Genomic DNA, 22,733 nt, shown 5'->3' on the forward strand with positions numbered 1-22,733 from the left:
GTCCTCAGTCCACTTCGGCCAGCTGCTTGGCCCGGCCGAAGACGTCGTCCAACATCCCCGGTGTCAGCCGCCCGGTGAAGGTGTTCTGCTGGCTGACGTGGTAGCAACCGAGCAACTCCGGCACGGCCGCGCCGGACCAGTGTGCCCCATGGCCGAACGCGGGTCGCGGGCTGGGCGGGCGCTGCCCGTACACGTGGCGGAGCACCGGCCACCACGCGGCCCAGGCGAACGCGCCCAGCGCGACCACGACGCGCAGGGTGGGTCGGATCAGCGTGACCTCACGGTGCAGCCAGGGCGCGCAGGTGTCCCGTTCGTCCGGGGTGGGCTTGTTGTCCGGCGGCGCGCAGCGGACGGCCGAGAAGATCCGGGTGGCCCGCAGGGTGAGCCCGTCGTCGGCGGCGACGCTTGTCGGCTGGTTGGCCAGTCCGGCCCGGTGCAGGGCCGCGAAGAGCACGTCGCCCGAGCGGTCGCCGGTGAAGATCCGGCCCGTGCGGTTGCCGCCGTGCGCGGCGGGCGCGAGGCCCAGGATGGCGATGGGCGCGTCGCCGGGCCCGAATCCGGGCACCGGCCGACCCCAGTACTCCTGGTCGCGGAAGGCGGCCCGCCGGGTGCGGGCCACCTCCTCCCGCCACCCGACCAGCCGGGGGCAGGCGAAACAGTCGCTGACCGCCGCGTCGAGATCGGCCAGGTCCGCCGCCCGCTCGGCACGGGCGACGACCTGATCGGGGGTACGGGACTCAGCCAAGCTTGGCCCGGAAGAGTTCGAGGGTGCGCGCCCACGCGCTGGAGGCGGCGCGCTGGTCGAACGCCTCCGGCCGGTCGTCGTCGAAGAACCCGTGCGAGGTGCCCGGGTAGTCGTAGAGCTGGCAGGTGCCGCCGGCCTCCTCGACGGCCCGGCGTACTGCCTGCACACCCTCGTCGGCGGAGGTGCCGTCCTGATCGGAGCAGTGGACGATGGCCGCCTTGCCGGCGTAGTCGACCCAGTCGGAACGCATCGACTCCCACGACAGGGCCGGGTAGAAGCCCGCGGTGGCCACGATCCGCTCGGAGCGGGTCGCCGACTTGAGAGCCAGGCTGCCACCCGCGCCGAACCCGACCGCGCCGACCTTGCCGGTGACCTCGGAACGCCCGGCGAGGTAGTCGGCGGCGTCCGCGACGTCCTTCGCCGCCTCGGCCACTCGCGTCGCCAACTCGTGCTGCGCCTCGGTGCTCTCCGTGTCGTGCCGGAAGTTCGGGACGAGGGCGACGAAGCCGGCCTCGGCGAACCGGTCCGCGACCGACCGGATGTGCGGGACCAGGCCCCACGACTCCTGCAGGACGATGACGGCCGGGCTGGCCGTGCCGCTCGCGGGTATCGCGAGATACCCCTCGCTCGTGCCCCCGTTGCTGCGGTAGCTCACCATGTCGCCCATCGGCCGTCCTCCTAGCGGTCAGTCATCGTTGGCTGGTCGCCCAGTGGTCCTACGTGCCGGTAGCCTGCCACGCCGTGACCCCGGCCGGGAAGACGTCGGAACAGTGGCATTCACCTCCCGTTCGCCGGGTGGTGACCGCGGGTACGCCGACGGCGGCGGGGAATGTTCCCCGCCGCCGTCATCGGTGCTTCAGACGTGTTATCAGGCCTTCTTGGTCAGGCAGAGCACGTAGCCCTTCTTGCCCGACTCGATGCTGTAGAAGACGTACCCCTCCTCGCCTTCCTTGAAGAACTCGTTGCAGGTGGTCTCGGACTTGGCCTGCGCCTCGGTCTGCCCGTCGAGCCGACCGACCACGTTGTACGCCGCGTCGGTGGAGGTGCACTCGACGACCTTGGCGCCGTCGACCTCCTCCTCCTTGTCACCCTTGATCTCGGGCAGCTCGGCGATGCAGTCGCCGGCCTTCGCGTCGGCGGTCTCGTCCTTGTTCACGAAGTTGCCGATGGCCGTGCCCAGGCCGAACTTCAGGCCGGCGATGACGAGGAAGATGACGATCGCGCCGATGATGCCGAGCGCCTTCTTCCCACCGGACTTACCCTCCGGCTCGGCCGGCGGCGGCGTCTCGACGGCCGGCTGGGCCGGCGTGCCGACGGCCGGCTGGGCCGGCGTCTCGGCGGCCGGCTGGGCCGGCGCTGCGTCGGACGCGGGGGGCGGTGCGACCTGCTCTGACACGGGGGTTCCTTCCGAGGGATGGATGAGCAGACGACACCGTAACGATCATTGATTTCCGGTGCCGTCCCGCTCGCCTCGTCCGTTCAGCTATTTCCCAGCATCGTGTGCATGATCTGATTCACATCGTCCCTCAGCTCGTCCGGGTCGGAGTCGGGGTCGGCTCGTCACTCGGCGACGCGCTCGGACTCGCCGGCGTCGCCGTCGGCGTCGCCACGGTCGGTGACTCGCTGGCCGACGGCGTGCTGGTCGCCTCGGGCAGCCGCGGACCCCGAGGCCCGAACGGCGGCCGGTCCGGGCAGTACGGGTACGGCCGCAGCAGCGGGTTGCCGTACTCGTCGACGCGGCCTTCACAGTCCGGGTAGCCCAGACGGATCGGATTGCCGTCCTGGTCGAAGAGTCGGGCGTTCTCCACCAGCCGACCCTCGCTGTCGTAGACGAAGACGTCCCGGATCCGGTCGTACGGGTTGTCGACCGAGGTCGGCTCGTAGCCGTAGTCGCCGTACCGCATCCGGTCCTCCGCTTGCAGGAGGGCGGAGAGCGCGAAGACGACGAGCACCGCGCTGCCGATCTGCACCGCCGATCGCGGCCAGCGGGTGAGCTGGGCCGAACGGCGGCCGAGCCAGATCGAGGCGAGCACGAAGCCGACCAGCATGATCAGACCGGCGAGCAACTCCCCACCGAAGCGGGGCAGCACCCCGAAGCTGCCGCCGGTGCTGATCACGGTGAGCAGCATCGCCGCCAGGTAGCCGCGCAGCACCCACCAGGCGGGGCGCAGCAGTCGGAGGAATTCGCTCGCCGTCGCGTACCCCAGGGGTGGGCCGAGCCGGGAGTCGAGCGCGCGCAGCCGGCCGCGGACCCGGACCACGGCGGTGGCGACCCGTTGGTCGAGGTTGCGTCCACCGCCCTCGCCGACGCCGGCGGCCGCGCGCAACTCGGCGGCGTACGTCTCCGGCTCGCCCAGCCGCTCGACGAGCGTGCCCTCGGCCTCGGCGGCGACCTCGGTGAGGTGGTCGGCGAGGTCCTCGGTCAACTCGGTGCGCCGATCCGGCGGCAGGTCGGCCAGTGCGGCCCGGACCCGCGCCACGTAGTCGGTGATCTCCTGCTCCGTGACGGTCATGCCGCCAGCCCCCGATCGTCGAGCAGCGTGTCCATGGTGGTGGCGAACGAGCGCCAGAGCTTGCCGGAGCGGGTCAACTGGTCACGCCCGGCGGCGTTGAGTGAGTAGTACTTGCGGTGCGGGCCGGTCTCGCTCGGCACGACGTAGGTGGTGAGCAGGCCGGCGGTGAAGAGACGGCGCAGCGTGCCGTAGACCGAGGCGTCGCCGATCTCCTCCAGGCCGGCCTCGCGGAGCCGGCGCAGGATGTCGTAGCCGTAGCCGTCCTCCTCGCGCAGGACGGCCAGGACGGCCAGATCGAGCACGCCCTTCAACAACTGTGTGGTGTCCACGCATTGCACACTAGTGCGCAATGCGAAGTAGCGTCAACGAACTGAGCCTAGATCAACACGAGGTCGCCGATGTCGGGGTGTCCAGGTGGCCCGGATACCGCGATATCGGCGATGTCGAGTCGATCAGGGTCAGGCGCGGCCTGCTACCGGAGGCTCCAGGCGATGCCGTCGAGGATGTCGTGCTCGGACGCCACCACCGAGGGCATGCCGGCCCGCTCCATGATCACGCGCAGCACCAGCGCACCCGCGCCGATGACGTCGGCCCGCCCCGGGTGTATCACCGGGATCTCCAGCCGCTGCGCCCTGGTCAGCTCCAGCAGGTCCGTGGTCACCCGAGCCACCGCCTCGTACGACACCCGGGCGTAGTGGATGCGCTCCGGGTCGTACCCCTGCAGGCCCTCAGCGATGGCCACCACGGTGGTGACCGAACCGGCGAGGCCGATGAGGGTGGCGGCCTCGCGGCCGGGCACCGCCGCGAGCGCCCGGTCCACGACGGCGGCGATGTCGGCCTCCGCCGCCGCGACCTGCTCCGGCGTCGGCGGATCACCCGCCAGGTGCCGTTCGGTCATCCGGACGCAGCCGATGTCCACCGAGATCGCCGACCGCAGACCGGCCCGGTCACCGACCACGAACTCGGTCGAGCCGCCGCCGATGTCGACGACGAGGAACGGCTCCTCGGCGTCGGCCGGCAGCCCGCGCACCGCGCCCGTGAACGACAGCCGGGCCTCCTCGTCGCCGCTCACCACCTCGGGCGCGACGCCGAGGGTCTGCCGCACCATCTCGGTGAAGTCGGCGGCGTTGGCGGCGTCCCGCGAAGCCGAGGTCGCGCACATGCGTACCCGCTGGGCGCCGAACTTCTCGATGTCGGCGGCGTACGACGCGAGCGCCACCCGGGTCCGCTCGATCGCCTCCGGGGCGAGCCGGCCCGTCCGGTCCACGCCCTGCCCCAGCCGGACGATCTCCATCCGCCGGGTCACGTCGGCCAGCGGGGCCTGCGGCCCGGCCGACTCCTCCGGCAGGTCGGCGACCAGCAGTCGGATCGAGTTCGTCCCGCAGTCGATGGCCGCCACACGCGTCGTCACCCGGCAACCCTACGACAGCCCGCCACCGACGCCGGTGAGCACTACAACCGCAGCAGCATCCGGGTGTTGCCCAACGTGTTGGGCTTGACCCGCTCCAGGTCCAGGAATTCCGCGACGCCCTCGTCGTACGAGCGCAGCAGCTGCTCGTAGACCGGCTGCGGCACCGGCGCGCCGTCGATCTCGCGGAAACCGAACGAGCCGAAGAACTGGGTCTCGAAGGTCAGGACGAAGATCCGTGCCACGCCCAACTCGCGAGCCGCGTCGATCAGCTCGCGCACCAGCCGGTACCCGATCCGCTGGCCCCGGCAGGACGGATCCACGGCCACCGTACGAATCTCGGCCAGGTCCTCCCACATCACGTGCAGCGCCCCGCAGCCCACCACGACGCCGTCGTCGGCCCGGACCGCGACCCGGAACTCCTGCACGTCCTCGTACAGGGTCACGGTTGCCTTGCTGAGCAACCGCCGGTCGTCGGTGTACGTGTCGACCAGCCGGCGGATGCCCCGCACGTCCCGGGTGCGGGCACGCCGCACCAGGATCTGCCCCTCGGCCTGTGTGGTCATTCGCTGTCGGGTAGGTCCACGCACGGCCCGGCCGTCCACCAGGGCTCGACCAGCGCCAACGTCTCGTCGCCGAAGGGGTTCACGCCGGGGCCGGCGCCCAGGGCGTGGCCGAGGTGCACGTGCAGGCACTTCACCCGGCCCGGCATTCCACCGGCCGAGATGCCGGCGATCTCCGGAACCTCGCCGATCGCGTCCCGGCGGGCGAGGTAGTCCTCGTGCGCCGCCCGGTAGCGGGCGGCCAGCTCCGGATCGGTCGCCAACCGGTCGGCCATCTCCCGCATCAGCCCCGCCGACTCCAACCGGCTGCACGCCGCGGTGGCCCGGGGGCAGGTCAGGTAGAACAGCGTCGGGAACGGGGTGCCGTCGGCGAGGCGGGGCGTCGTCTCCACCACGTCGGGCAGGCCGCACGGGCAACGGTGGGCCACCGCCCGGGTGCCCCGGGGCGGGCGGCCGAGCTGCGCGGCCACCGCGGCCAGGTCGGCCTCGGTCGCCGGTTCCCGCTGCGGCAGGGGTACGGAATCCGCCGCCGGCTCCGACGGGGGTACGACAGTCACGGTGCTCGTCTCTCCTGGTGTGCTGGTCGGTGGATCACTTGCCCGGCTGCTGGCTGTCCGCCGCGCGCACGCTCGACCAGAGGGTGCCGTACCAGGTCGAAGGCCCTTCCGGGGCACCTGAACCGGCCGGCTTGCCGGCGTCGCGGGCCGCGCCCTCGGCGTCGTTCAGGACCACCATCATCTTCTCGCCCGGCTTGCCCATGAAGAACCGCTCCCGCGCCTTGGTCATGATGAACTCGTCGTCCTGCCACTTGGCGGCCTCGGCGGCGAGCTTGGCGATCTCCTTCTCCTGCGCCGTCTGCGCGGCCTCCATCCGTTCGATGTCGGCCTGCTGGTCGAGGTAGACCCGCACCGGGTAGGTGTACGCCAGGGCGAGCGCGATCAGCACCGCGAACAGGACGGTGGCCCGGCCGGTGAAGCGACGGGGATGGGGTGCGGCGAGCCGCTTGACGGCACCGCCACCGGCGGCGGTACGCCGGGCAGCGGCCGGACGACTCGCGGAGCGCCCACCCTCGGCGCCCCGGACCGTGCCCGGTGCGCGACCGGCGGCACCGCGTGGTTCGGCGCGTACGCCGGCGTCCCGGAGCGACCCGCGGGTGGCCCGCCCGACACCCGGCCGGCCGGCCTGACCCGGTCGGCGGGCGGGCCGTTGACCACCCGGTGTGCGGCGCTGCATCGTCACACCCCTCCCCCGAGGCTACGTCTGTCGCGTACGTGCGCCGGGAGACCCCACGTGGGGCCTCCCGGCAACCACACTCAGGCCGAACGGTAACGCGGGAACGCACCCGCGCCCGCGTAGCGCGCCGCGTCGGCCAGCTCCTCCTCGATCCGGAGCAGCTGGTTGTACTTGGCGACCCGGTCCGAGCGGGCCGGAGCGCCGGTCTTGATCTGACCACAGCCGGTGGCGACCGCCAGGTCGGCGATGGTGGTGTCCTCGGTCTCGCCGGAACGGTGGCTCATCATGCACTTGAAGCCGGCCCGATGGGCCAGGTCCACCGCGTCCAGGGTCTCGGTCAGCGAACCGATCTGGTTGACCTTCACGAGGACGGCGTTGGCGGCCTTCTCCGCGATGCCACGGGCGATGCGCTGCGGGTTGGTCACGAACAGGTCGTCACCGACGATCTGCACCCGGTCGCCGATCGACGCGGTCAGCGTCTGCCAGCCGGACCAGTCGTCCTCGGCCAGCGGGTCCTCGATCGACACGATCGGGTACTCGTCGGCGAGCTTGGTGTAGTAGGTGCTCATGTCCTCGGCGGACTTCGCGGCGCCCTCGAAGGTGTAGGTGCCGTTCTCGAAGAACTCGGTGGCCGCCACGTCGAGCGCGAACACGATGTCGGTGCCGAGCCGGTAGCCGGCCTTCTCGACCGCCTCGGCGATCAGGTCCAGGGCAGCCGCGTTGGTGGGCAGGTTCGGCGCGAAGCCACCCTCGTCACCGAGCCCGGTCGACAGGCCCTTCTTCTTGAGCACCGACTTCAGCGCGTGGTAGACCTCCGCGCCGGAGCGCAGCGCCTCGCGGAAGGTGGGCGCGCCGATCGGCGCGATCATGAACTCCTGGACGTCGACGTTGGAGTCGGCGTGCGCGCCACCGTTGAGGATGTTCATCATCGGCACCGGCAGCAGGTGCGCGTTCGGGCCGCCCAGGTAGCGGAAGAGGCTCAGCTCGGCGCTGCTGGCGGCGGCCTTCGCCACCGCGAGGGAGACCCCGAGGATGGCGTTCGCGCCCAGCTCCGACTTGCTGTCGGTGCCGTCGATGTCGAGCATCTTCTGGTCGATGAGCCGCTGCTCGCTGGCCTCGTAACCGATGAGCTGGTCGACGATCTTGTCTTCGACGTTGGAGACCGCCTTCTCCACGCCCTTGCCCTGGTAACGGTCGGCGTCACCGTCGCGCAGCTCGATCGCCTCGAACGCGCCGGTGGAGGCGCCGGAGGGCACCGCGGCGCGGGCCACCGTGCCGTCGTCCAGGCCGATCTCGACCTCGACCGTCGGGTTGCCCCGCGAGTCGAGAATCTCCCGCGCGACGATTCCCTCGATGGTTGCCACTGAGTCGCTCCTCGTTGTTGTGATCCGGTCCGTGGGTGGGCCGCGACGGTGCGGCTGAGGCAGGTGTTGAACGCAGCGTATCGGGCGACGAGATCGGACACGGCGTCGCCCGCGCACCCGAGTCGCCCCGAGGTGACGGACATTCCCGTATTTCCGGGCGTCAACCGGCAACGGGTTTGCGCTGCGCGGACTAGATCCACCAGGCTGGTCGCCATGCCCGCCGCCACGACCACCCTCCGCATGCTCGCCGTGTCGGTCATCGCGTCGCTCACGGTCACCGGCTGTCAGACATTCGAGGACGCCGGCAGCGCCATGGGTCGCTCGGATCTCGTCAACGACCTCGCCGCCCGCCTCGACCGGGCACTGGAGTTGACCTACACGGCCGACTACCAACTGCCCGGCGGCCAGAGTGCCGCGATCGTCCAGGCGCAGGACCCGGCCCGCTCCGCCTACACCTACCCGGGTGGGCGGCTCACCGTCACCCCCGACGCCGTCACCCGCTGCACGGCGACCGGCGGTCGGACGGTGTGCACGCTCGTCCCGCCGCCGACACCTGGCAGCAAGCCCACCGTGGCCCTGTTCGACGAGGCGAACCAGCAGGGTCTCGTCACCCCACCCGTGGTGGTCGGCCTGCTGACCGCCGCCGCCCTCGACCCGCAGGCGGTGATCAAGCAGAGCGACACCACCGTCGCCGGGCACCACGCCGCCTGCGTCGAGGTACAGCGCTCGGACGGCGACTTCAGCGCCTGCGTGACCACCGAGGGTGTGCTCGGCAGCTTCCTCGGCTCGGTCGACGGCAAACCGATGGAGCTGGCGTTGAGCGACTACTCCGAGTCGGTCGAGAAGGACGCGTTCGACCCGCCCGCCGGGGCCGGCGTCGTGGACAACCGCCCCGGCGGCTCCTGACCCCGTACCCCGGCTCCTGCTGGCTGTGCCGGCGCGACGGGTGACCGCCCGACGGGCCGGTGGGGCGTCAGACGCCGAGCAGGGCGCGCAGGTGGCGCGGGGGCGGGCAGTCGTGGGCGAGCATCGCGTCGTGCCAGTCGCGCGTCGACACGCCCTCCGGGCGGGCGGCGGCGATCTCGGCCACTTCGCTGTACCCGACGAAGTACGTGGAGAGCTGCGTCGAGGTGAGCAGGGAGCGCCGCCACTTGCCGGCGGCCTCGCCCTCCTCCTGGAAGCCACGACCGGTCATCAACGCCATGGCCTCGGCCTCGGGCAGCTCCTCGGCGTGCACCAACTGGTCGAGCAGCGCGTTGATGGTCATCCGGAGCTGCATCTTGAGCTGCTGCATCCGCACCGGCAGACCACCGAAGCCGAGCCCGGCCATCAGCTCCTCGGCGTACACGGCCCAGCCCTCGACGAACGGGCCGGAGCGGGCCAACGCCCGCACGCGCGTACCGCCGACGTGACGCCGGGCGTGGGCGAGCTGAAGGAAGTGGCCGGGCATCGCCTCGTGCACGGTCAGGTTACGAACCATGTGATCGTTGTACTCGCGGTAGAAGGAGTCGACACGCTGCGCCGACCAGTCCGCCGGGGTGGGCGCGATGCAGTAGAACGTCGGCACGGCCGCGGTCTCCAACGGGCCGGGCGAGTCGCAGTACGCCACCGCGACGCCCCGCGCGAACTCCGGCATCTCCTGGATCACGCACCGGTCGTCGACCAGGGTGACCAGGTCGTGCAGCCGGACGAAGTCGGTCGCCTCGTCCAGGGTCACACCGGCCAGCTCGACGATCGTCGAGTCGTCCGGGTGCTCGGCGGCCAACAGGTCCAGCGCCCGGCGTACCGTCTCGTCGTCGGCCGGACCACCGACCAGCTCGACGGCCGCCGCGCGGATCTCCTCGGTGACCCGATCCAGGTTGGCCCAGGCCCGACGCTGGATCTCGGCGGCCCCCAGCTCGGTGTCGAGGGTGTGCCAGAGCCGCGCCTCCCAGCGGCGCCGGCCCAGACGCGGGTCGCGGCCCGGACCGCTGTCGGCGGCCAACCGGGTCCGCAGCCACGCGACGAACTCGTCCAGCGCGGCGATCGCGGCGGTCGCCGCCGGCTCGACCCTCTCGAAGCCGCCCGGCGCCTGCGCGATCAGCCCCGGCAGCTCGTCACGGATGAGCGCGGCCGTGCCGGTGAACTGCCCGACCGCCGTCTCCGCGTGGATCCGCGGCATGTCTCGCAGTGTCGCGCGTGCGGTGGCGAGGGCATCCGGTACGGCGGCGAGCCGGCCGGCGAGCTGCGTCAGGCGCACCTCGGCCGGGGCGTACGGGCGGGCCAGCAGGGGGTGCAGCAGCGGGCCGGGGTTGTGGGCCAGCGGGTCCCACTCGTGCGACCGGATCTCGGTGAGCTCGAACAGCTCCCGGTCGACGAAGGAGGTGAGCAGCGCGTGGTCCACCTGCTCGTCGACGTCCAGCGCGTCGGGGTCCAGTTCGGACAGCGCGTTCGCCGCGTCGGTGAGCATCACCCGGTCGGCGGCCAACGCGTCGGCGGACAGATCGGGAAGCCGGTCGTCGAACCGATGGTCCCCGGCCGAGGTGGCAACCCCCGGTCGCGCTTCCAGTAGTGCCTCGACAACCCGCTCAGCCAGTACCCCAAACGCTTCCACCGGACAACCCTACCGACCACCCCGCACTGCTCTCGTTGATCATGAAGTTATTGCCCGCCGCGCCGGCGTGTCACGGCAATAACTTCATGATCGACGAGGTCAGGTGGGTGGGGGTGGGGGTGGGGGTGGGGGTGGGGTTTCGGCGGCGCGGATCGCGTCGGCGTGGGTCAGGGTCGCGCGGCGCAGGGCCGCCTCCGGGTCGAGGTTGGCCTGGCGGGCTTCTGACACCAGGGACAGGAGGGTGGCGCCTAGGCGCTCCTCCTCGTCCGCCTCGGCGTCGGCGGGTGGGGGTGGAACGGTCAGGTTGGCGCGGGCGGCGCGGTCGAGGATCTGCGCGGCCAGGGACAGGGCGGGTTGGCTGAGCGCAACACCGTCCAACACGGAGTCGCGCGCCTTCTCGGCCCGCTTGATCCGCTCCCAGTTGGCGGTGATGTCCTCCAGCGTGCCCGCCTCCGCACCGGCGAAGACGTGCGGATTGCGCCGGATCATCTTGTCGACCAGGCCACCGGCCACGTCGTCGATGTTCCACCGCTCACCCTCGGGCAACTCCTCGGCGAGCCGCGCGTGCAGCACCACCTGGAGCAGCACGTCGCCCAACTCCTCGCGGAGCGCGTCGGTGTCGTCGGCGCTTATCGCGTCGTACGCCTCGTAGCTCTCCTCCAGCAGGTAACCCGCGAGGCTACGGTGCGTCTGCGCCCGCTTCCACGGGTCGCCGCCCGGCGAGGCCAGCCGGTCCAGCACGGCCACCGCGTCGAGCAGCCGTGCTCCCGGCGGATCCCACGAGCCGTACATCAGCTCCATCTCGGCGAGCCCCGGTTCCCGGGCCAGCCGCAGGCCCAACTCCCGGGCCAGCGACTCGTCCCCGGCCGGTCCCGCCAGCCAGACCGCCGTACCGTGCGCCGCGACCGTGTCCAGCAGCGCCTGCGTGGCCGGTCCGGCCACGACGGTCACCTCGGCGCCCGCCTGCCGCACGGCCGTGGTCAACTCGCTCTCCGCACCGGTCAGCACCGGATGCTGGCGTACGACATCCCAGGCGGCCGAGGTCAGCAGGCCGGCCGGCAGCCGGGGCGAGGTGACCAGCAGGACGATCCGTGCCGTCATGCTCAGCTGGCCGTACCCTCGGCGTCTGGGTTGGGGCTCGACGGCGACGCGTCCGGGGTGGAGATGTCGGTGACCGGGCCCTCTTCGTTGATGAACGGCAGCGCGTAGAAGATGACCGACTGACCGGTGCTCACCAGCGACGGCACCCCCACCTCGCGGTAGCGCGGGTTGATGGAGACGTCGGCCCGGTCCGCCTCCTGCTCCAGCGCGAGGCTGAGGGCGGTGGCGCTGCCGACGAAGGCACCCTCGCCGAACCGCTGACGGACCTCGGCCACCGGCAGCCCGCCCGGGATCGCCCCGACCTTGGCCAGCGCCTGGTAGACGGCCATCACCGACTCGTCGCTCACCTCGGCCGGCGGAAGCTGCTGGTTGAAGGCCTGAAGCAGGTCGACCCACTCGCCCCAGAGCTTGGTGTACTCGGTGGAGGCCGGCACCCGCAGGCTCTGCTCCAACTGCTGCGGGGTGACCTCGTCGGGTACCTGGATGTTCTTGGCCTTCGCCACCCGCTTGCCCAACTCCAGGCTGACCAACAGGTTCACCACGTCCTGCTTGCTGACGGGCGACCGCAACTGCTCGGGCGACGGCGTCGCGCTGGCCTGGCTGGCCGCCTGACGGACCACATCGCCGTACTCCGCCTGCACCTCGTCGTAGATCCCGTCGACCCGGTCCAGCGAATAGGCCCGGTCACCGACGTACACGGCGACGTCCGGCGCGGACCTCTGGCACGCGGCGAGGGAGAGGACACCCAGAGCCGCGACGCTGGCGGCGGCGATCACACGGCGAGCACGCATGCCCGTCACTCTCTCATGCCCTCCCGGCCGCTGTGACGGCCCCCACCTCACCACGCCGGCACGCGGTCACGGCCGACACGCACGCGGGTCTCACGCGCTCGCGGCGGCGAGCGGGGCGGGGGCGCCCAGCACGTCGGAGAGCAGTTGCGCGCACCATTCGAGCAACGCCTGGTCGCGCAGCGGTTCGCCGCCGATCCGACGGGTGCTCGGCCGGGGCACACTGACCTGGTCGGTGGCCTGCTTGTAGACCGCGTCCGGGTGGTAGCGCTTGAGCCGCAACTGCTTCGAGTCGGGCAGCGGCAGCGGACCGAACCGGATGTGCTTGCCCTGCATGGTCACGTCGGTCAGGCCGTACCGGCGGGCCAGCAGGCGGAACCGGGCCACCGCCACCAGGTTCTGCACCGGGGCGGGGGGCTCGCCGTACCGGTCGGTCATCTCGGCGACGACCTCGCGCAGGCGGTCCTCGTCGCGCGCCTCGGCGAGCTTGCGGTACATCTCCAGGCGCAGGCGTTCCACGCTCACGTAGTCGTGCGGCAGGTGCGCGTCGATCGGCAGGTCGATCTTGACGTCGGTCTCCTCCTCCTGGCGCTCGCCCTTGAACGCGGAGACCGCCTCGCCGACCATCCGCACGTACAGGTCGAAGCCGACGCCCTCGATGTGCCCGGACTGCTCACCGCCGAGCAGGTTGCCGGCACCCCGGATCTCCAGGTCCTTCATGGCCACGTACATGCCGGCGCCCAGCTCGGTGTGCTGTGCGATGGTCGCCAGCCGCTCGTGGGCGTGCTCGGTGAGCGGCTTCTCCGGCGGATAGAGGAAGTACGCGTACGCCCGCTCGCGGCCCCGGCCGACCCGACCACGGATCTGGTGCAGCTGGGCCAGGCCGAGCAGGTCGGCCCGCTCGACGATCAGGGTGTTGGCGTTCGGGATGTCGATGCCCGACTCCACGATGGTCGTGCAGACCAGGACGTCGAACTCCTTCTCCCAGAAGCCGACCATGACCTTCTCCAGCGCCTCCTCGCTCATCTGCCCGTGCGCGACGGCGACCCGGGCCTCGGGCACCAGCTCGCGCAGCCGCCGCGCCGCCCGGTCGATCGACTCGACCCGGTTGTGCAGGTAGAAGACCTGCCCGTCGCGCAGCAGCTCACGGTGGATGGACGCGGCGACCTGCCGGTCGTCCTGCGCGCCCACGAAGGTGAGCACCGGGTGCCGCTCCTCCGGCGGGGTGGCGATGGTGGACATCTCCCGGATGCCGGTGATGGCCATCTCCAGGGTCCGCGGGATCGGGGTCGCCGACATGCTCAGCACGTCCACCGAGGCGCGCAGCGTCTTCAGGTGCTCCTTGTGCTCGACGCCGAACCGCTGCTCCTCGTCGACGATCACCAGCCCGAGCTGCTTGAACCGGGTGGCGGTCTGCAACAACCGGTGCGTGCCGATGACGATGTCGACGGTGCCGTCGGCGACCATCTCCAGCGTCCGCTCGGTCTCCTTCGCCGTCTGGAACCGGGAGAGCTGCCGGATCTGCACCGGGAACTGGCTCATCCGCTCGGCGAACGTGTTGTAGTGCTGCTGCACCAGCAGGGTCGTCGGCACGAGCACGGCCACCTGCTTACCGTCCTGCACGGCCTTGAACGCCGCCCGCACCGCGATCTCGGTCTTGCCGTAGCCGACGTCGCCACAGATCAACCGGTCCATCGGAACGGTCTGCTCCATGTCCCGCTTGACCTCGTCGATCGCGGCGAGCTGGTCGGGCGTCTCCTGCCAGGGGAACGCGTCCTCCAACTCCCGCTGCCACGGGGTGTCCGGGCCGAACGAGTGGCCCTTGGACGCCTTACGCGCGGCGTAGAGCTGGATGAGCTGCGCGGCGATCTCCCGGACCGCCTTGCGGGCCCGGGCCTTGGACTTCTGCCAGTCCGAGCCGCCCATCTTGTGCAGGGCCGGCTGCTCACCGCCCACGTACCGGGAGAGCTGGTCCAGCTGGTCGGTGGGCACGAACAGCCGGTCACCGGGCTGGCCGCGCTTGCTGGCCGCGTACTCGATGACCAGGTATTCCCGGCTGGCGCCGTTGACGGTGCGCTGCACCAGCTCGACGTACCGACCGATGCCGTGCTGCTCGTGCACCACGTAGTCGCCGGCCTTGAGCTCCAGCGGGTCGATCGTGTTGCGCCGGCGGCTCGGCATCTTGCGCATGTCCCGCGTCGAGGTGCCCCGGCCACCGGTCACGTCGTTGCCGGTCAGCAGCACGAAACGGGACGCCTCGTCGACGAATCCGCTGGTCAGAGCGCCGCAGGTGACGACCACGTCGCCGGGCGGGGGTGCGGTGGGCACCTCCTCGGTGAGCCGCGCGCCCAGGCCCGCATCGCGCAGGACCTCCACGGCACGCTGGGCGGGGCCGTGCCCCTCAAAGACCAGCGCGATCGACCAGCCCTCGCCGGCCCAGCGCTTGAGGTCGTCGACGACCCGCGCGGTCTCGCCGTGGTAGAGCGGGGCGGGCTGGGCGGCGAGGGTCACCGCGATGGCGTCGTCCGGGGTGACGCTGGCCTGCTCGGGGGCGTCCTCCCAGGGCTGCCGCACCTCGGCCGTCTCCGCCTCCACCAGGCCGAACGGGGACAGCGTCCACCAGGGCTGGCGGAGCGCGCCGGCGGTGGCACGTACCTCGGCCAGGGTGCGGAAGGCGGCGGCGCCGACGTCCACCGGGGCCTGGCCGCCGACCGCGGCGGCGGCCCAGGAGGCCTGCAGGAACTCTTCAGAGGTACGCACCAGATCGTGCGCCCTCGTGCGAATGCGCTCCGGGTCGCACAGCAGGACGTGGGTGCCGGCCGGCATCGCGTCCAGCAGCAGCTCCAGCGAGTCGGGGCCGACCAGCACCGGGGCCAGCGACTCCATCCCCTCCACCGGGATGCCCTCGGCCAGCTTGTCCAGGATCTCGGCCAGCTCGGGGTGCTGCTCGGCGAGCGCGGCGGCCCGCTCGCGCACCGCCGGGGTCAGCAGCAGCTCCCGGCAGGGCGGCGCCCAGAGCAGCGGAACCTGCTCGATGGTGCGCTGGTCGGCGACCGCGAAGGTGCGGATCTCCTCCACCTCGTCGCCCCAGAACTCGACCCGGGACGGGTGCTCGTCGGTGGGCGGGAAGACGTCCAGGATGCCGCCGCGCACCGCGAACTCGCCGCGCTTGGTGACCAGGTCGACCCGGGCGTACGCCATGTCGACCAGGCGGTGGGCGACCTCCTCCAGATCGGCTTCCTCGCCGGCGGCGAGCTGCACCGGCTCGAGGTCACCGAGGCCCTTGAGCTGCGGTTGCAGCAGCGACCGGACCGGGGCGACCACCACCCGCAGGGGGCCGGTGCGGCCGTGCGCGTCGGCCGACTCGGGGTGCGCGAGGCGGCGCAGCACGGCCAGCCGTCGGCCCACCGTGTCCGATCGGGGGGAGAGCCGTTCGTGCGGCAGCGTCTCCCAGGAGGGAAAGACCACCACCTGCTCCGGCGGCAGCAGCCCACCGAGCGCGGCGGCCAGGTCGTCGGCCTCGCGGGTGGTGGCGGTCACGGCCAGCACGGGTCGTCCGGCGCCGCCACCGCTGCCCGCGGCGGTGCTGCCGGGGCCGGCGTCGGTGGTGTCCGCGGCGACGGCCGCGACGGCGAACGGGCGCAGCGCGGCGGGAGCGGTGATGTCGAGGCCGTCGACCTGGGCGGCACCGGAGCGCGCCAGGTCACGCGCCCGGGCCAGCCCGGGATCGGCCAGGGCGGCGGAGAACAGACCGGTGAGCAAGGCAGTCCTTTCCGGGGGAGTCGACGCACACGACGGCGGGCCCCTCGCCCAGCCGGACGGGGGGTGCACGCCCCACAAGCCTATCTCCGTCGACCGACACCCACCCCGTTCCGCCCAGGTCCCAGGTCCCACGTGCCGCGCCCCGCGCCCCGCGCCCCGCGCCCCGCGCCCCGCGCCCCGCGCCCCGCGCCCCGCGCCCCGCGCCCCGCGCCCCGCGCCCCGCGCCCCGCGCCCAAGATCCTCACAACTTCGGGGATGTTGCTGCCTCAGATGCGCCGGAGGCAGCAACAACGGTGAAGTTGCGCGGATCTTGCGCGGCGCGCCCATGCGGACGGCACGATTCCGCGGGGATCTTGACCGCCGCCGGGCGTCATGGTCGAGTGCGGGGATGGGTGAGCAGTGGCGGGCGCAGTTCGACGCGGAGGTGAGCTTCGCCAACGACGGCGGGCTGCGTACGGAGGGTTTCCGGCTGGACGTCCCGGGGCCGGAGATCAGCGACGACGACCTCGCCGCGCTCTTCGTCCGGCATCTCGGGCTGCTCATGGTCGCCGAGGTCCGGATCAGCGCGAAGACGATGATCGAGGAACCGCACAAGGGTGGCCGCGCCGTCGCCACGGCCGGCGGCCGTCGTCGGTTGGTGGAGTTGAGCCACGTCATCAGCGACGGGATGACCACCCTGCCCGGGTGGCCGGGCCCGCGGATCACCGACTGGCTGACGTACGCGGCGTCCCGGGAGCGGTACGCGCCGGGCACCGAGTTCCACGTGGCCCGGATCGACCTGATCGCCAACACCGGCACGTACGTGGACACCCCCGCCCACCGCTGGGCCGGTCGCGACGATCTGACCGGGGTGCCGTTGGACCGCCTCGCCGATCTGCCCGGGGTGGTGGTCCGGGTACCGGCCGACACCCGGGCCGTGGATCGGCTGATGCTGGCGCCGTACGAGGTGACCGGGCGTGCGGTGCTGCTGCACACCGGGTGGGACGCGCACTTCGGCGCCGAGCGGTACGCCGCGCCGGAGGCGCCGTACCTGAGCGAGGACGGCGCCCGGGCACTGGCCGACGCGGGCGCGGCCCTGGTCGGCATCGACTCGATCAACATCGACGACATGACCCCGGCGGCGAACGGCGTACGCCCCGCGCACAGCATCCTGCTCGCCGCCGGCATCCCGGTCGTGGAGCACCTGACCGGCCTGGACGCGCTGCCGCCGACCGGGTTCCGGTTCACCGCGGCGCCGCCGATGGTGGCCGGGATGGGCACCTTCCCGGTCCGCGCCTTCGCCGTGGTCGAGAGCTGAGGCCTTGGCGGTCACGAAGCCCCGTGCGGTCACGAGCCGCCGTGCGATGCCGAGCAGATCGGAAGTCGAGGGACGCGATGCCCGCTGAGCAGTTCGGTAGTGATCCGCGGCGCCACACCACCCCCGCCCGTTGGCGGGTGCTGGGGCATCCGGACGGAATGCTGATCTACCAGGTGCGCTGCATCGTCGAGAACCACGGGTGGACGGAGACGGTCACCCAGGATCACCACAAGATCATGCTGGGTCGGTCCGGGGCGTACCGGCGTCGGCTCAACGGGCAGGTCGAGCTCTCCGACGCCACCTCGGTGCTGCTCACCCGGCCCGGGGACGACATGGCCGTGGCGCACCCGTTCGGCTGCGGCGACTCGTACACCTGCTTGGAGATCGATCCGTCGGTGCTGGCGGAACGGCCGGACGCCCAGCGCTGGATGGACCGGAGCGGGTGGGCGGGCACCTCGGACGCCACGCTGGACCTGGCCCACCGGCTGCTGGTGGCCGAGTTCCGGCGCGGGCTCGACGGGTTCGAGATGGCCGAACGGCTCCAGCGGTTCCTGGCCCGCCTGCTGCACCACAGCGACCTCGCGGCCGACGAGGTGGACGCCGAGATCGAGCGGGCCGTCCGCCGACGGCCGGCGACGCTGGCCGCGCATCGGCGGCTCGCCGACCGGGCGCGCGAGGTGCTGGCCCACTCCGGCTTCACACTCGGCCTGGGCGAGGTGGCCCGGGAGGTGGGCAGCTCACCGCACCACCTCAGCCGGGTGTTCCAGCGGGTGACCGGCAGCAGCCTGACCGCCTACCGCAACCGCCTGCGGGTACGCGCCGTACTGGACACCCTCGCCGAGCCCGACGGCCGTCCGCTGGGCGCGCTCGCCGCCGAGTACGGCTTCGCCGACCAGGCGCACCTGACCCGGGTGGTCCGCGAGCAGGTGGGTCATCCACCCGCGCGCCTGCGTCGACTGCTCGCCACCGCCGGAACGGACCCGACCGTCACCGCCTGACCCCGGACGCGGGATGGAGGTGCCGTACCTGGGGGTGTACGGCACCTCCACGGGCGCGGGCCCGGCCGGGCTTCGGGCCTCCCCGAACAGGCCCGCGTGCTCCGGGTCGGCACCCTGGGCGGGGTGACCTCCGGACCGACGAGAACCATCGTCGCCGCGAGAGCTTGAACAGGTCTTGAAGAAAATTGCTCGTTCCCCCGGACGGCGATCAGCATCGAACGCACGCCGACAGAAACGCCGCAAACTGCGCAAACGGCACCCTAGGCTGACCTGGTGGATGAGTCGCCGGAGGTCCGACTACGCGACCAGATCCCCCGTACCGCCGGCCTGCTGCTCGGCACCCTGGCGCTGGCCGTCGGGTTCATCGCCGCCTACGTCGGCGCCCTGCACCAACCCCACCCCCGCGACGTGCCGGTCGGCGTGGCGAGCGGCGACCAGGCCGCGCGAACGGTCCTGACCGCCGTTCGCGACCGGACCAACACGATCAAGGCCGTCGAGTACGCCGATCCGGGCGCCGCCGACGACGGTCTGACCAGCCGTGAGGTGTACGGGGTACTCAACTCCACCCCCGACGGCGGGTTCGTCCTGACCACCGCCAGCGCCAGCGCGCCGGCCGCCACCGAGGTCGTCGTCCAGGTCCTCACCGCCGCCGCCGAGCAGGCCCGGATGCCACTGCGGGTGGCCGACGAGGTGCCGGTCGCCGACACCGACCCGCGCGGTCTGGTCCCGTTCTACCTGGCGATCGGGTGCGTCCTCGGCGGGTACCTGGCCTCGACCGCGCTGGGCATCTCCGTCGGCACCACCCCGCGCACCCTGCGCCGCGCGGGCGTACGGATCGGGGCGCTCGCCGTCTACAGCGTCGTGCTCGGCATCGCCGGCGCGGTGATCGTCGGCCCGGTGCTGGACGTCTGGCACCACGACCTGCCGGCCGTCGCCGGCGCCGGCATGCTCGCCGCCTTCGCGGCCGCGATGGTGGCCGCCGCCGTGCAGGGCTGGTTGGGCGTGCTCGGCACCGGACTGGTGATCCTGCTGCTGGTGGTGCTCGGCAATCCGGGTTCCGGCGGCATCTACGCCCCGGAGTTCCTGCCCACCTGGCTGCGCGGTATGCACAGGTGGAACGTGCCCGGGCTCGCCACCGATCTGGTCAAGTCGGCGGTCTACTTCGACCGACGGTCGATCGGCTGGCCCCTGACCGGACTGGCGCTGTGGGCGGTGGTCGCCCTGGCGGCCCTTCTGGCCGCGACCGTGGTGCGGGGAGGCCGGGCACGCACCCGCGCAAGACCCTGAGGTGATCTCCGAGGTGTTCCGTCTCACGACGCGGCGCGCCCGAAGCCCCTCCTACCGGAGGGCCAGACGCGGATACCATCCAGGGAGTCGGACAGCGCTGTCCTTCGTACTCACGTAAGGAGCGCATCGTGACCGACCAGCACGACCACGACGGCCCGGACGCCGCGCTGCGCGCCGACATCCGCCGGCTCGGCACCCTCCTCGGCCAGACCCTGGCCCGCCAGGAGGGCCGCCCGCTGCTCGACCTCGTCGAGGAGATCCGCGCCCAGGTACGCTCCGACGTCCCCGCCGCCGCCCAGCGGCTCGGCGGGCTGGACGTGACCACCGGCACCAAGCTGGCCCGCGCCTTCTCCACCTACTTCCACCTGGCCAACATCACCGAGCAGGTGCACCGCGCACGGGACCTGCGCCGCCGCCGCGCCGTGCAGGGCGGCTGGCTCGACCAGGCAGCCAAGATGATCGCCGAGCGGGGCGTGCCGGCCGAGGAGATCGCCGCGGTCGCTCGCCGGCTGGCGGTCCGGCCGGTCTTCACCGCCCACCCCACCGAGGCGGCCCGCCGTTCGATCCTGTCGAAGCTGCGGGCCATCGCCGACGAGTTGGACACCGAGACCGCCAACGCGATCCTCTACGGCGCGAGCGACGAGGGGCCGGCCAACCGCCGGCTGGCCGAGCTGCTGGACCTCATGTGGCAGACGGACGAGCTGCGGCTGGACCGGCCGGATCCGACCGACGAGGCCCGCAACGCCATCTACTACCTGCGGGACCTGTACGCCGAGGCCGCGCCGCAGGTGCTCGACGACCTGGCCGACACGCTGCGCACCCTCGGCGTGGAGACGTCGCCGACGGCTCGCCCACTGAGCTTCGGCACCTGGATCGGCGGCGACCGCGACGGCAACCCGTTCGTCACCCCGGCGGTCACCCGCGAGGTGCTGACCATCCAGCACGAGCACGGCATCGCCGCCACCGAGAAGGCGATGGACCACCTGATCAACGAGGTGTCGGTCTCGCGTCGGCTGCGCGGGGTGTCGCTCGACCTCTCCGCCAGCCTCGCCGCCGACCTCGACGCGCTGCCCGAGGTGGCGCCCCGGTTCCGCCGGGTCAACGCCGAGGAGCCCTACCGCCTGAAGGCGCGCTGCGTGAAGGCCAAGCTGGCCAACACCCGGCAGCGGCTGCGCCAGGGCACGGCCCACGTACCGGGTCGGGACTACCGCGGCTCGGCCGAGCTGATCGCCGACCTGGACCTGCTGCGCGCGTCACTGGCCCGCAACTCGGGGCAGCTCACGGCCGTCGGCCGGCTGGCCTCCACCATCCGTACGGTGTCCGCGTTCGGCCTGCACCTGGCGACGATGGACGTCCGGGAGCACGCCGAGAAGCACCACGAGGTGCTCACCCAGCTCTACGAGGCGGTCGGCGAGGTGCCGGACTACCCGGCGTTGAGCCGGTTGGAGCGCACCAAACTGCTCGCCGACGAGCTGACCGGCCGGCGGCCGCTGTCCACCCTGGACACCCCGCTGACCGAGTCGGCCCGCAAGACGTTCGACGTGTTCAGCACGATCCGCGAGGCGCAGGACCGGTTCGGCGCGGAGGTCATCGAGTCGTACATCATCTCGATGACCCTGGGCGTCGACGACGTGCTCGCCGCCGTGGTGCTCGCCCGCGAGGCCGGGCTGGTCGACGTGCACAGCGGCCGGGCCCGCATCGGCTTCGTACCGCTGTTGGAGACCCCGGCCGAGTTGAACGCCGGCGGCGAGATCCTCGACGAGCTGCTGTCGCTGCCCGCGTACCGGGCGCTGGTCGCGGCCCGTGGCGACGTGCAGGAGGTCATGCTCGGCTACTCCGACTCCAACAAGGAGGCGGGGATCACCACCAGCCAGTGGTCGATCCACCGGGCCCAACGCGCGCTGCGTGACGTGGCCGCCCGGCACGGCGTACACCTGCGGCTCTTCCACGGTCGCGGCGGTACGGTCGGGCGCGGCGGTGGCCCGACCCACGAGGCGATCCTGGCCCAGCCGTACGGCACGCTGGACGGCGCGATCAAGGTGACCGAGCAGGGCGAGGTCATCTCCGACAAGTACACGCTGCCCTCGCTGGCCCGGGAGAACCTGGAGCTGACCCTCGCGGCGGTGCTCCAGGCGACGCTGCTGCACACCGCGCCCCGGCAGCCGGCCGAGATGCTGGAACGCTGGGACGCGACGATGGACGTGGTGTCCGAGTCGGCGTTCCGGTCGTACCGGTCGCTCGTCGAGGACCCGGACCTGCCGGCGTACTTCTGGGCGTCCACCCCCACCGAACTGCTCGGCGCGCTGAACATCGGCTCCCGGCCGGCGAAGCGTCCCAACACCGGCGCCGGCCTGTCCGGGCTGCGGGCCATCCCGTGGGTGTTCGGCTGGACGCAGACCCGGCAGATCGTGCCGGGCTGGTTCGGCGTCGGTTCGGGCCTGGCCGCCGCCCGCGAGGCCGGACACGCGGACGTGCTGGCCGAGATGCACCGCAACTGGCACTTCTTCCGCACGTTCCTGTCGAACGTCGAGATGATGCTGACCAAGACCGACCTGAGCATCGCCCGCCGGTACGTCGAGACCCTCGTGCCGAAGAAGCTGCACCCGATCTTCGAGAAGATCGAGCAGGAGTACGAGCTGACCAAGCGCGAGGTGCTGGCCGTGACCGCCTCACCGGCCCTGCTGGAGAACTCCCCGGTGCTCCAGCGCACCCTGGCCGTGCGGGACACCTACCTGGAGCCGCTGCACCACCTCCAGGTGGCGCTGCTGCGCCAGTACCGGGAGTCGGGCGCGGCGGGCCGGGCGGTCGCCACCGCGCCGGGTGGTCGACGCGCTCCCAGCGACGGCACGGCCCTGGAACGGGCGCTGCTCACCACCGTGAACGGCATCGCCGCCGGCATGCGCAACACCGGCTGACCAGACAGCACGGCAACGGGCCCCGGTCGAGTCGACCGGGGCCCGTTTCGCATGTCGGCAGGCGTCGTTCCCGGGTCGCGCCCCCGCGGGTCACCGCTCGCCGCACTCAGTCAGCACGGTACTCACCGGTCGCGCACCCGGTCAGCGCCGACGCTCGTCAGCGCCA

General features: G+C 72.2%; 19 protein-coding genes. 5 read left to right on the forward strand and 14 right to left on the reverse strand.

What is annotated here, in order from left to right:
* Positions 1-4: 4 nt before the first annotated feature.
* From ACIA3K_RS12425 to eno, 10 genes are all read right to left on the reverse strand, one after another.
* Positions 5-745, reverse strand: coding sequence for a uracil-DNA glycosylase (locus ACIA3K_RS12425; RefSeq protein ID WP_396800887.1), 741 nt, complete (start codon positions 743-745; stop codon positions 5-7).
* Entirely contained in the window at positions 738-1,412 is a 675-nt protein-coding gene (locus ACIA3K_RS12430) for a dienelactone hydrolase family protein (RefSeq protein ID WP_396800888.1), read from the reverse strand. The genes ACIA3K_RS12425 and ACIA3K_RS12430 overlap by 8 nt, the downstream gene beginning before the upstream one ends.
* A 201-nt stretch (positions 1,413-1,613) precedes the next feature.
* Positions 1,614-2,141, reverse strand: coding sequence for a hypothetical protein (locus ACIA3K_RS12435; RefSeq protein ID WP_396800889.1), 528 nt, complete (start codon positions 2,139-2,141; stop codon positions 1,614-1,616).
* Between the two features lie 130 nt (positions 2,142-2,271).
* Entirely contained in the window at positions 2,272-3,258 is a 987-nt protein-coding gene (locus ACIA3K_RS12440; RefSeq protein ID WP_396800890.1) for an HAAS signaling domain-containing protein, read from the reverse strand.
* Positions 3,255-3,587 (reverse strand): PadR family transcriptional regulator, encoded by a 333-nt coding sequence (locus tag ACIA3K_RS12445; protein ID WP_396800892.1) that lies wholly within the window; start codon positions 3,585-3,587, stop codon positions 3,255-3,257. The genes ACIA3K_RS12440 and ACIA3K_RS12445 overlap by 4 nt, the downstream gene beginning before the upstream one ends.
* Positions 3,588-3,730: 143 nt before the next feature.
* Positions 3,731-4,657, reverse strand: coding sequence for an exopolyphosphatase (locus ACIA3K_RS12450; RefSeq protein ID WP_396801280.1), 927 nt, complete (start codon positions 4,655-4,657; stop codon positions 3,731-3,733).
* 53 nt (positions 4,658-4,710) lie between these two features.
* Positions 4,711-5,232 (reverse strand): amino-acid N-acetyltransferase, encoded by a 522-nt coding sequence (locus ACIA3K_RS12455; protein WP_396800893.1) that lies wholly within the window; start codon positions 5,230-5,232, stop codon positions 4,711-4,713.
* On the reverse strand, positions 5,229-5,786 hold the full coding sequence (locus ACIA3K_RS12460; protein ID WP_396800894.1) for a DUF501 domain-containing protein: 558 nt from the start codon (positions 5,784-5,786) through the stop codon (positions 5,229-5,231). The genes ACIA3K_RS12455 and ACIA3K_RS12460 overlap by 4 nt, the downstream gene beginning before the upstream one ends.
* 34 nt (positions 5,787-5,820) lie before the next feature.
* The gene (locus ACIA3K_RS12465) at positions 5,821-6,462 is read right to left on the reverse strand and encodes a septum formation initiator family protein (protein ID WP_396800895.1); all 642 of its coding nucleotides are present in this window, start codon (positions 6,460-6,462) and stop codon (positions 5,821-5,823) included.
* A gap of 80 nt (positions 6,463-6,542) precedes the next feature.
* Entirely contained in the window at positions 6,543-7,826 is a 1,284-nt protein-coding gene (gene eno, locus ACIA3K_RS12470; RefSeq protein ID WP_355048850.1) for a phosphopyruvate hydratase, read from the reverse strand.
* Positions 7,827-8,039: 213 nt separating this feature from the next.
* Between eno and ACIA3K_RS12475 the strand changes: the two genes are divergently transcribed.
* On the forward strand, positions 8,040-8,732 hold the full coding sequence (locus ACIA3K_RS12475) for a hypothetical protein (RefSeq protein ID WP_396800896.1): 693 nt from the start codon (positions 8,040-8,042) through the stop codon (positions 8,730-8,732).
* A gap of 67 nt (positions 8,733-8,799) precedes the next feature.
* Here ACIA3K_RS12475 and ACIA3K_RS12480 read toward each other — a convergent pair whose 3' ends face one another.
* The 4 genes from ACIA3K_RS12480 to mfd form a co-directional block, all read right to left on the reverse strand.
* Entirely contained in the window at positions 8,800-10,419 is a 1,620-nt protein-coding gene (locus ACIA3K_RS12480; protein WP_396800898.1) for a DUF885 domain-containing protein, read from the reverse strand.
* A 99-nt stretch (positions 10,420-10,518) separates the two neighbouring features.
* Entirely contained in the window at positions 10,519-11,520 is a 1,002-nt protein-coding gene (locus ACIA3K_RS12485; RefSeq protein ID WP_396800899.1) for a nucleoside triphosphate pyrophosphohydrolase, read from the reverse strand.
* A 2-nt stretch (positions 11,521-11,522) separates the two neighbouring features.
* Positions 11,523-12,311 carry a hypothetical protein gene (locus ACIA3K_RS12490; protein WP_396800900.1) on the reverse strand — a complete coding sequence of 263 codons (789 nt, stop codon included), beginning with the start codon at positions 12,309-12,311 and terminating at the stop codon, positions 11,523-11,525.
* 90 nt (positions 12,312-12,401) lie between these two features.
* The gene (gene mfd / locus ACIA3K_RS12495) at positions 12,402-16,070 is read right to left on the reverse strand and encodes a transcription-repair coupling factor (RefSeq protein ID WP_396800901.1); all 3,669 of its coding nucleotides are present in this window, start codon (positions 16,068-16,070) and stop codon (positions 12,402-12,404) included.
* Between the two features lie 388 nt (positions 16,071-16,458).
* Between mfd and ACIA3K_RS12500 the strand changes: the two genes are divergently transcribed.
* From ACIA3K_RS12500 to ppc, 4 genes are all read left to right on the forward strand, one after another.
* Positions 16,459-17,367 (forward strand): cyclase family protein, encoded by a 909-nt coding sequence (locus ACIA3K_RS12500; protein WP_396800902.1) that lies wholly within the window; start codon positions 16,459-16,461, stop codon positions 17,365-17,367.
* 77 nt (positions 17,368-17,444) lie between these two features.
* The gene (locus tag ACIA3K_RS12505) at positions 17,445-18,365 is read left to right on the forward strand and encodes a helix-turn-helix domain-containing protein (RefSeq protein WP_396800904.1); all 921 of its coding nucleotides are present in this window, start codon (positions 17,445-17,447) and stop codon (positions 18,363-18,365) included.
* A gap of 273 nt (positions 18,366-18,638) precedes the next feature.
* Entirely contained in the window at positions 18,639-19,652 is a 1,014-nt protein-coding gene (locus ACIA3K_RS12510; protein ID WP_396800905.1) for a hypothetical protein, read from the forward strand.
* 128 nt (positions 19,653-19,780) lie between these two features.
* On the forward strand, positions 19,781-22,567 hold the full coding sequence (gene ppc / locus ACIA3K_RS12515; protein WP_355048859.1) for a phosphoenolpyruvate carboxylase: 2,787 nt from the start codon (positions 19,781-19,783) through the stop codon (positions 22,565-22,567).
* Positions 22,568-22,733 lie beyond the last annotated feature (166 nt).

The organism is Micromonospora sp. NPDC051543 (assembly GCF_044454415.1).
In the GTDB taxonomy this organism is placed as follows: Bacteria; Actinomycetota; Actinomycetes; order Mycobacteriales; family Micromonosporaceae; genus Micromonospora.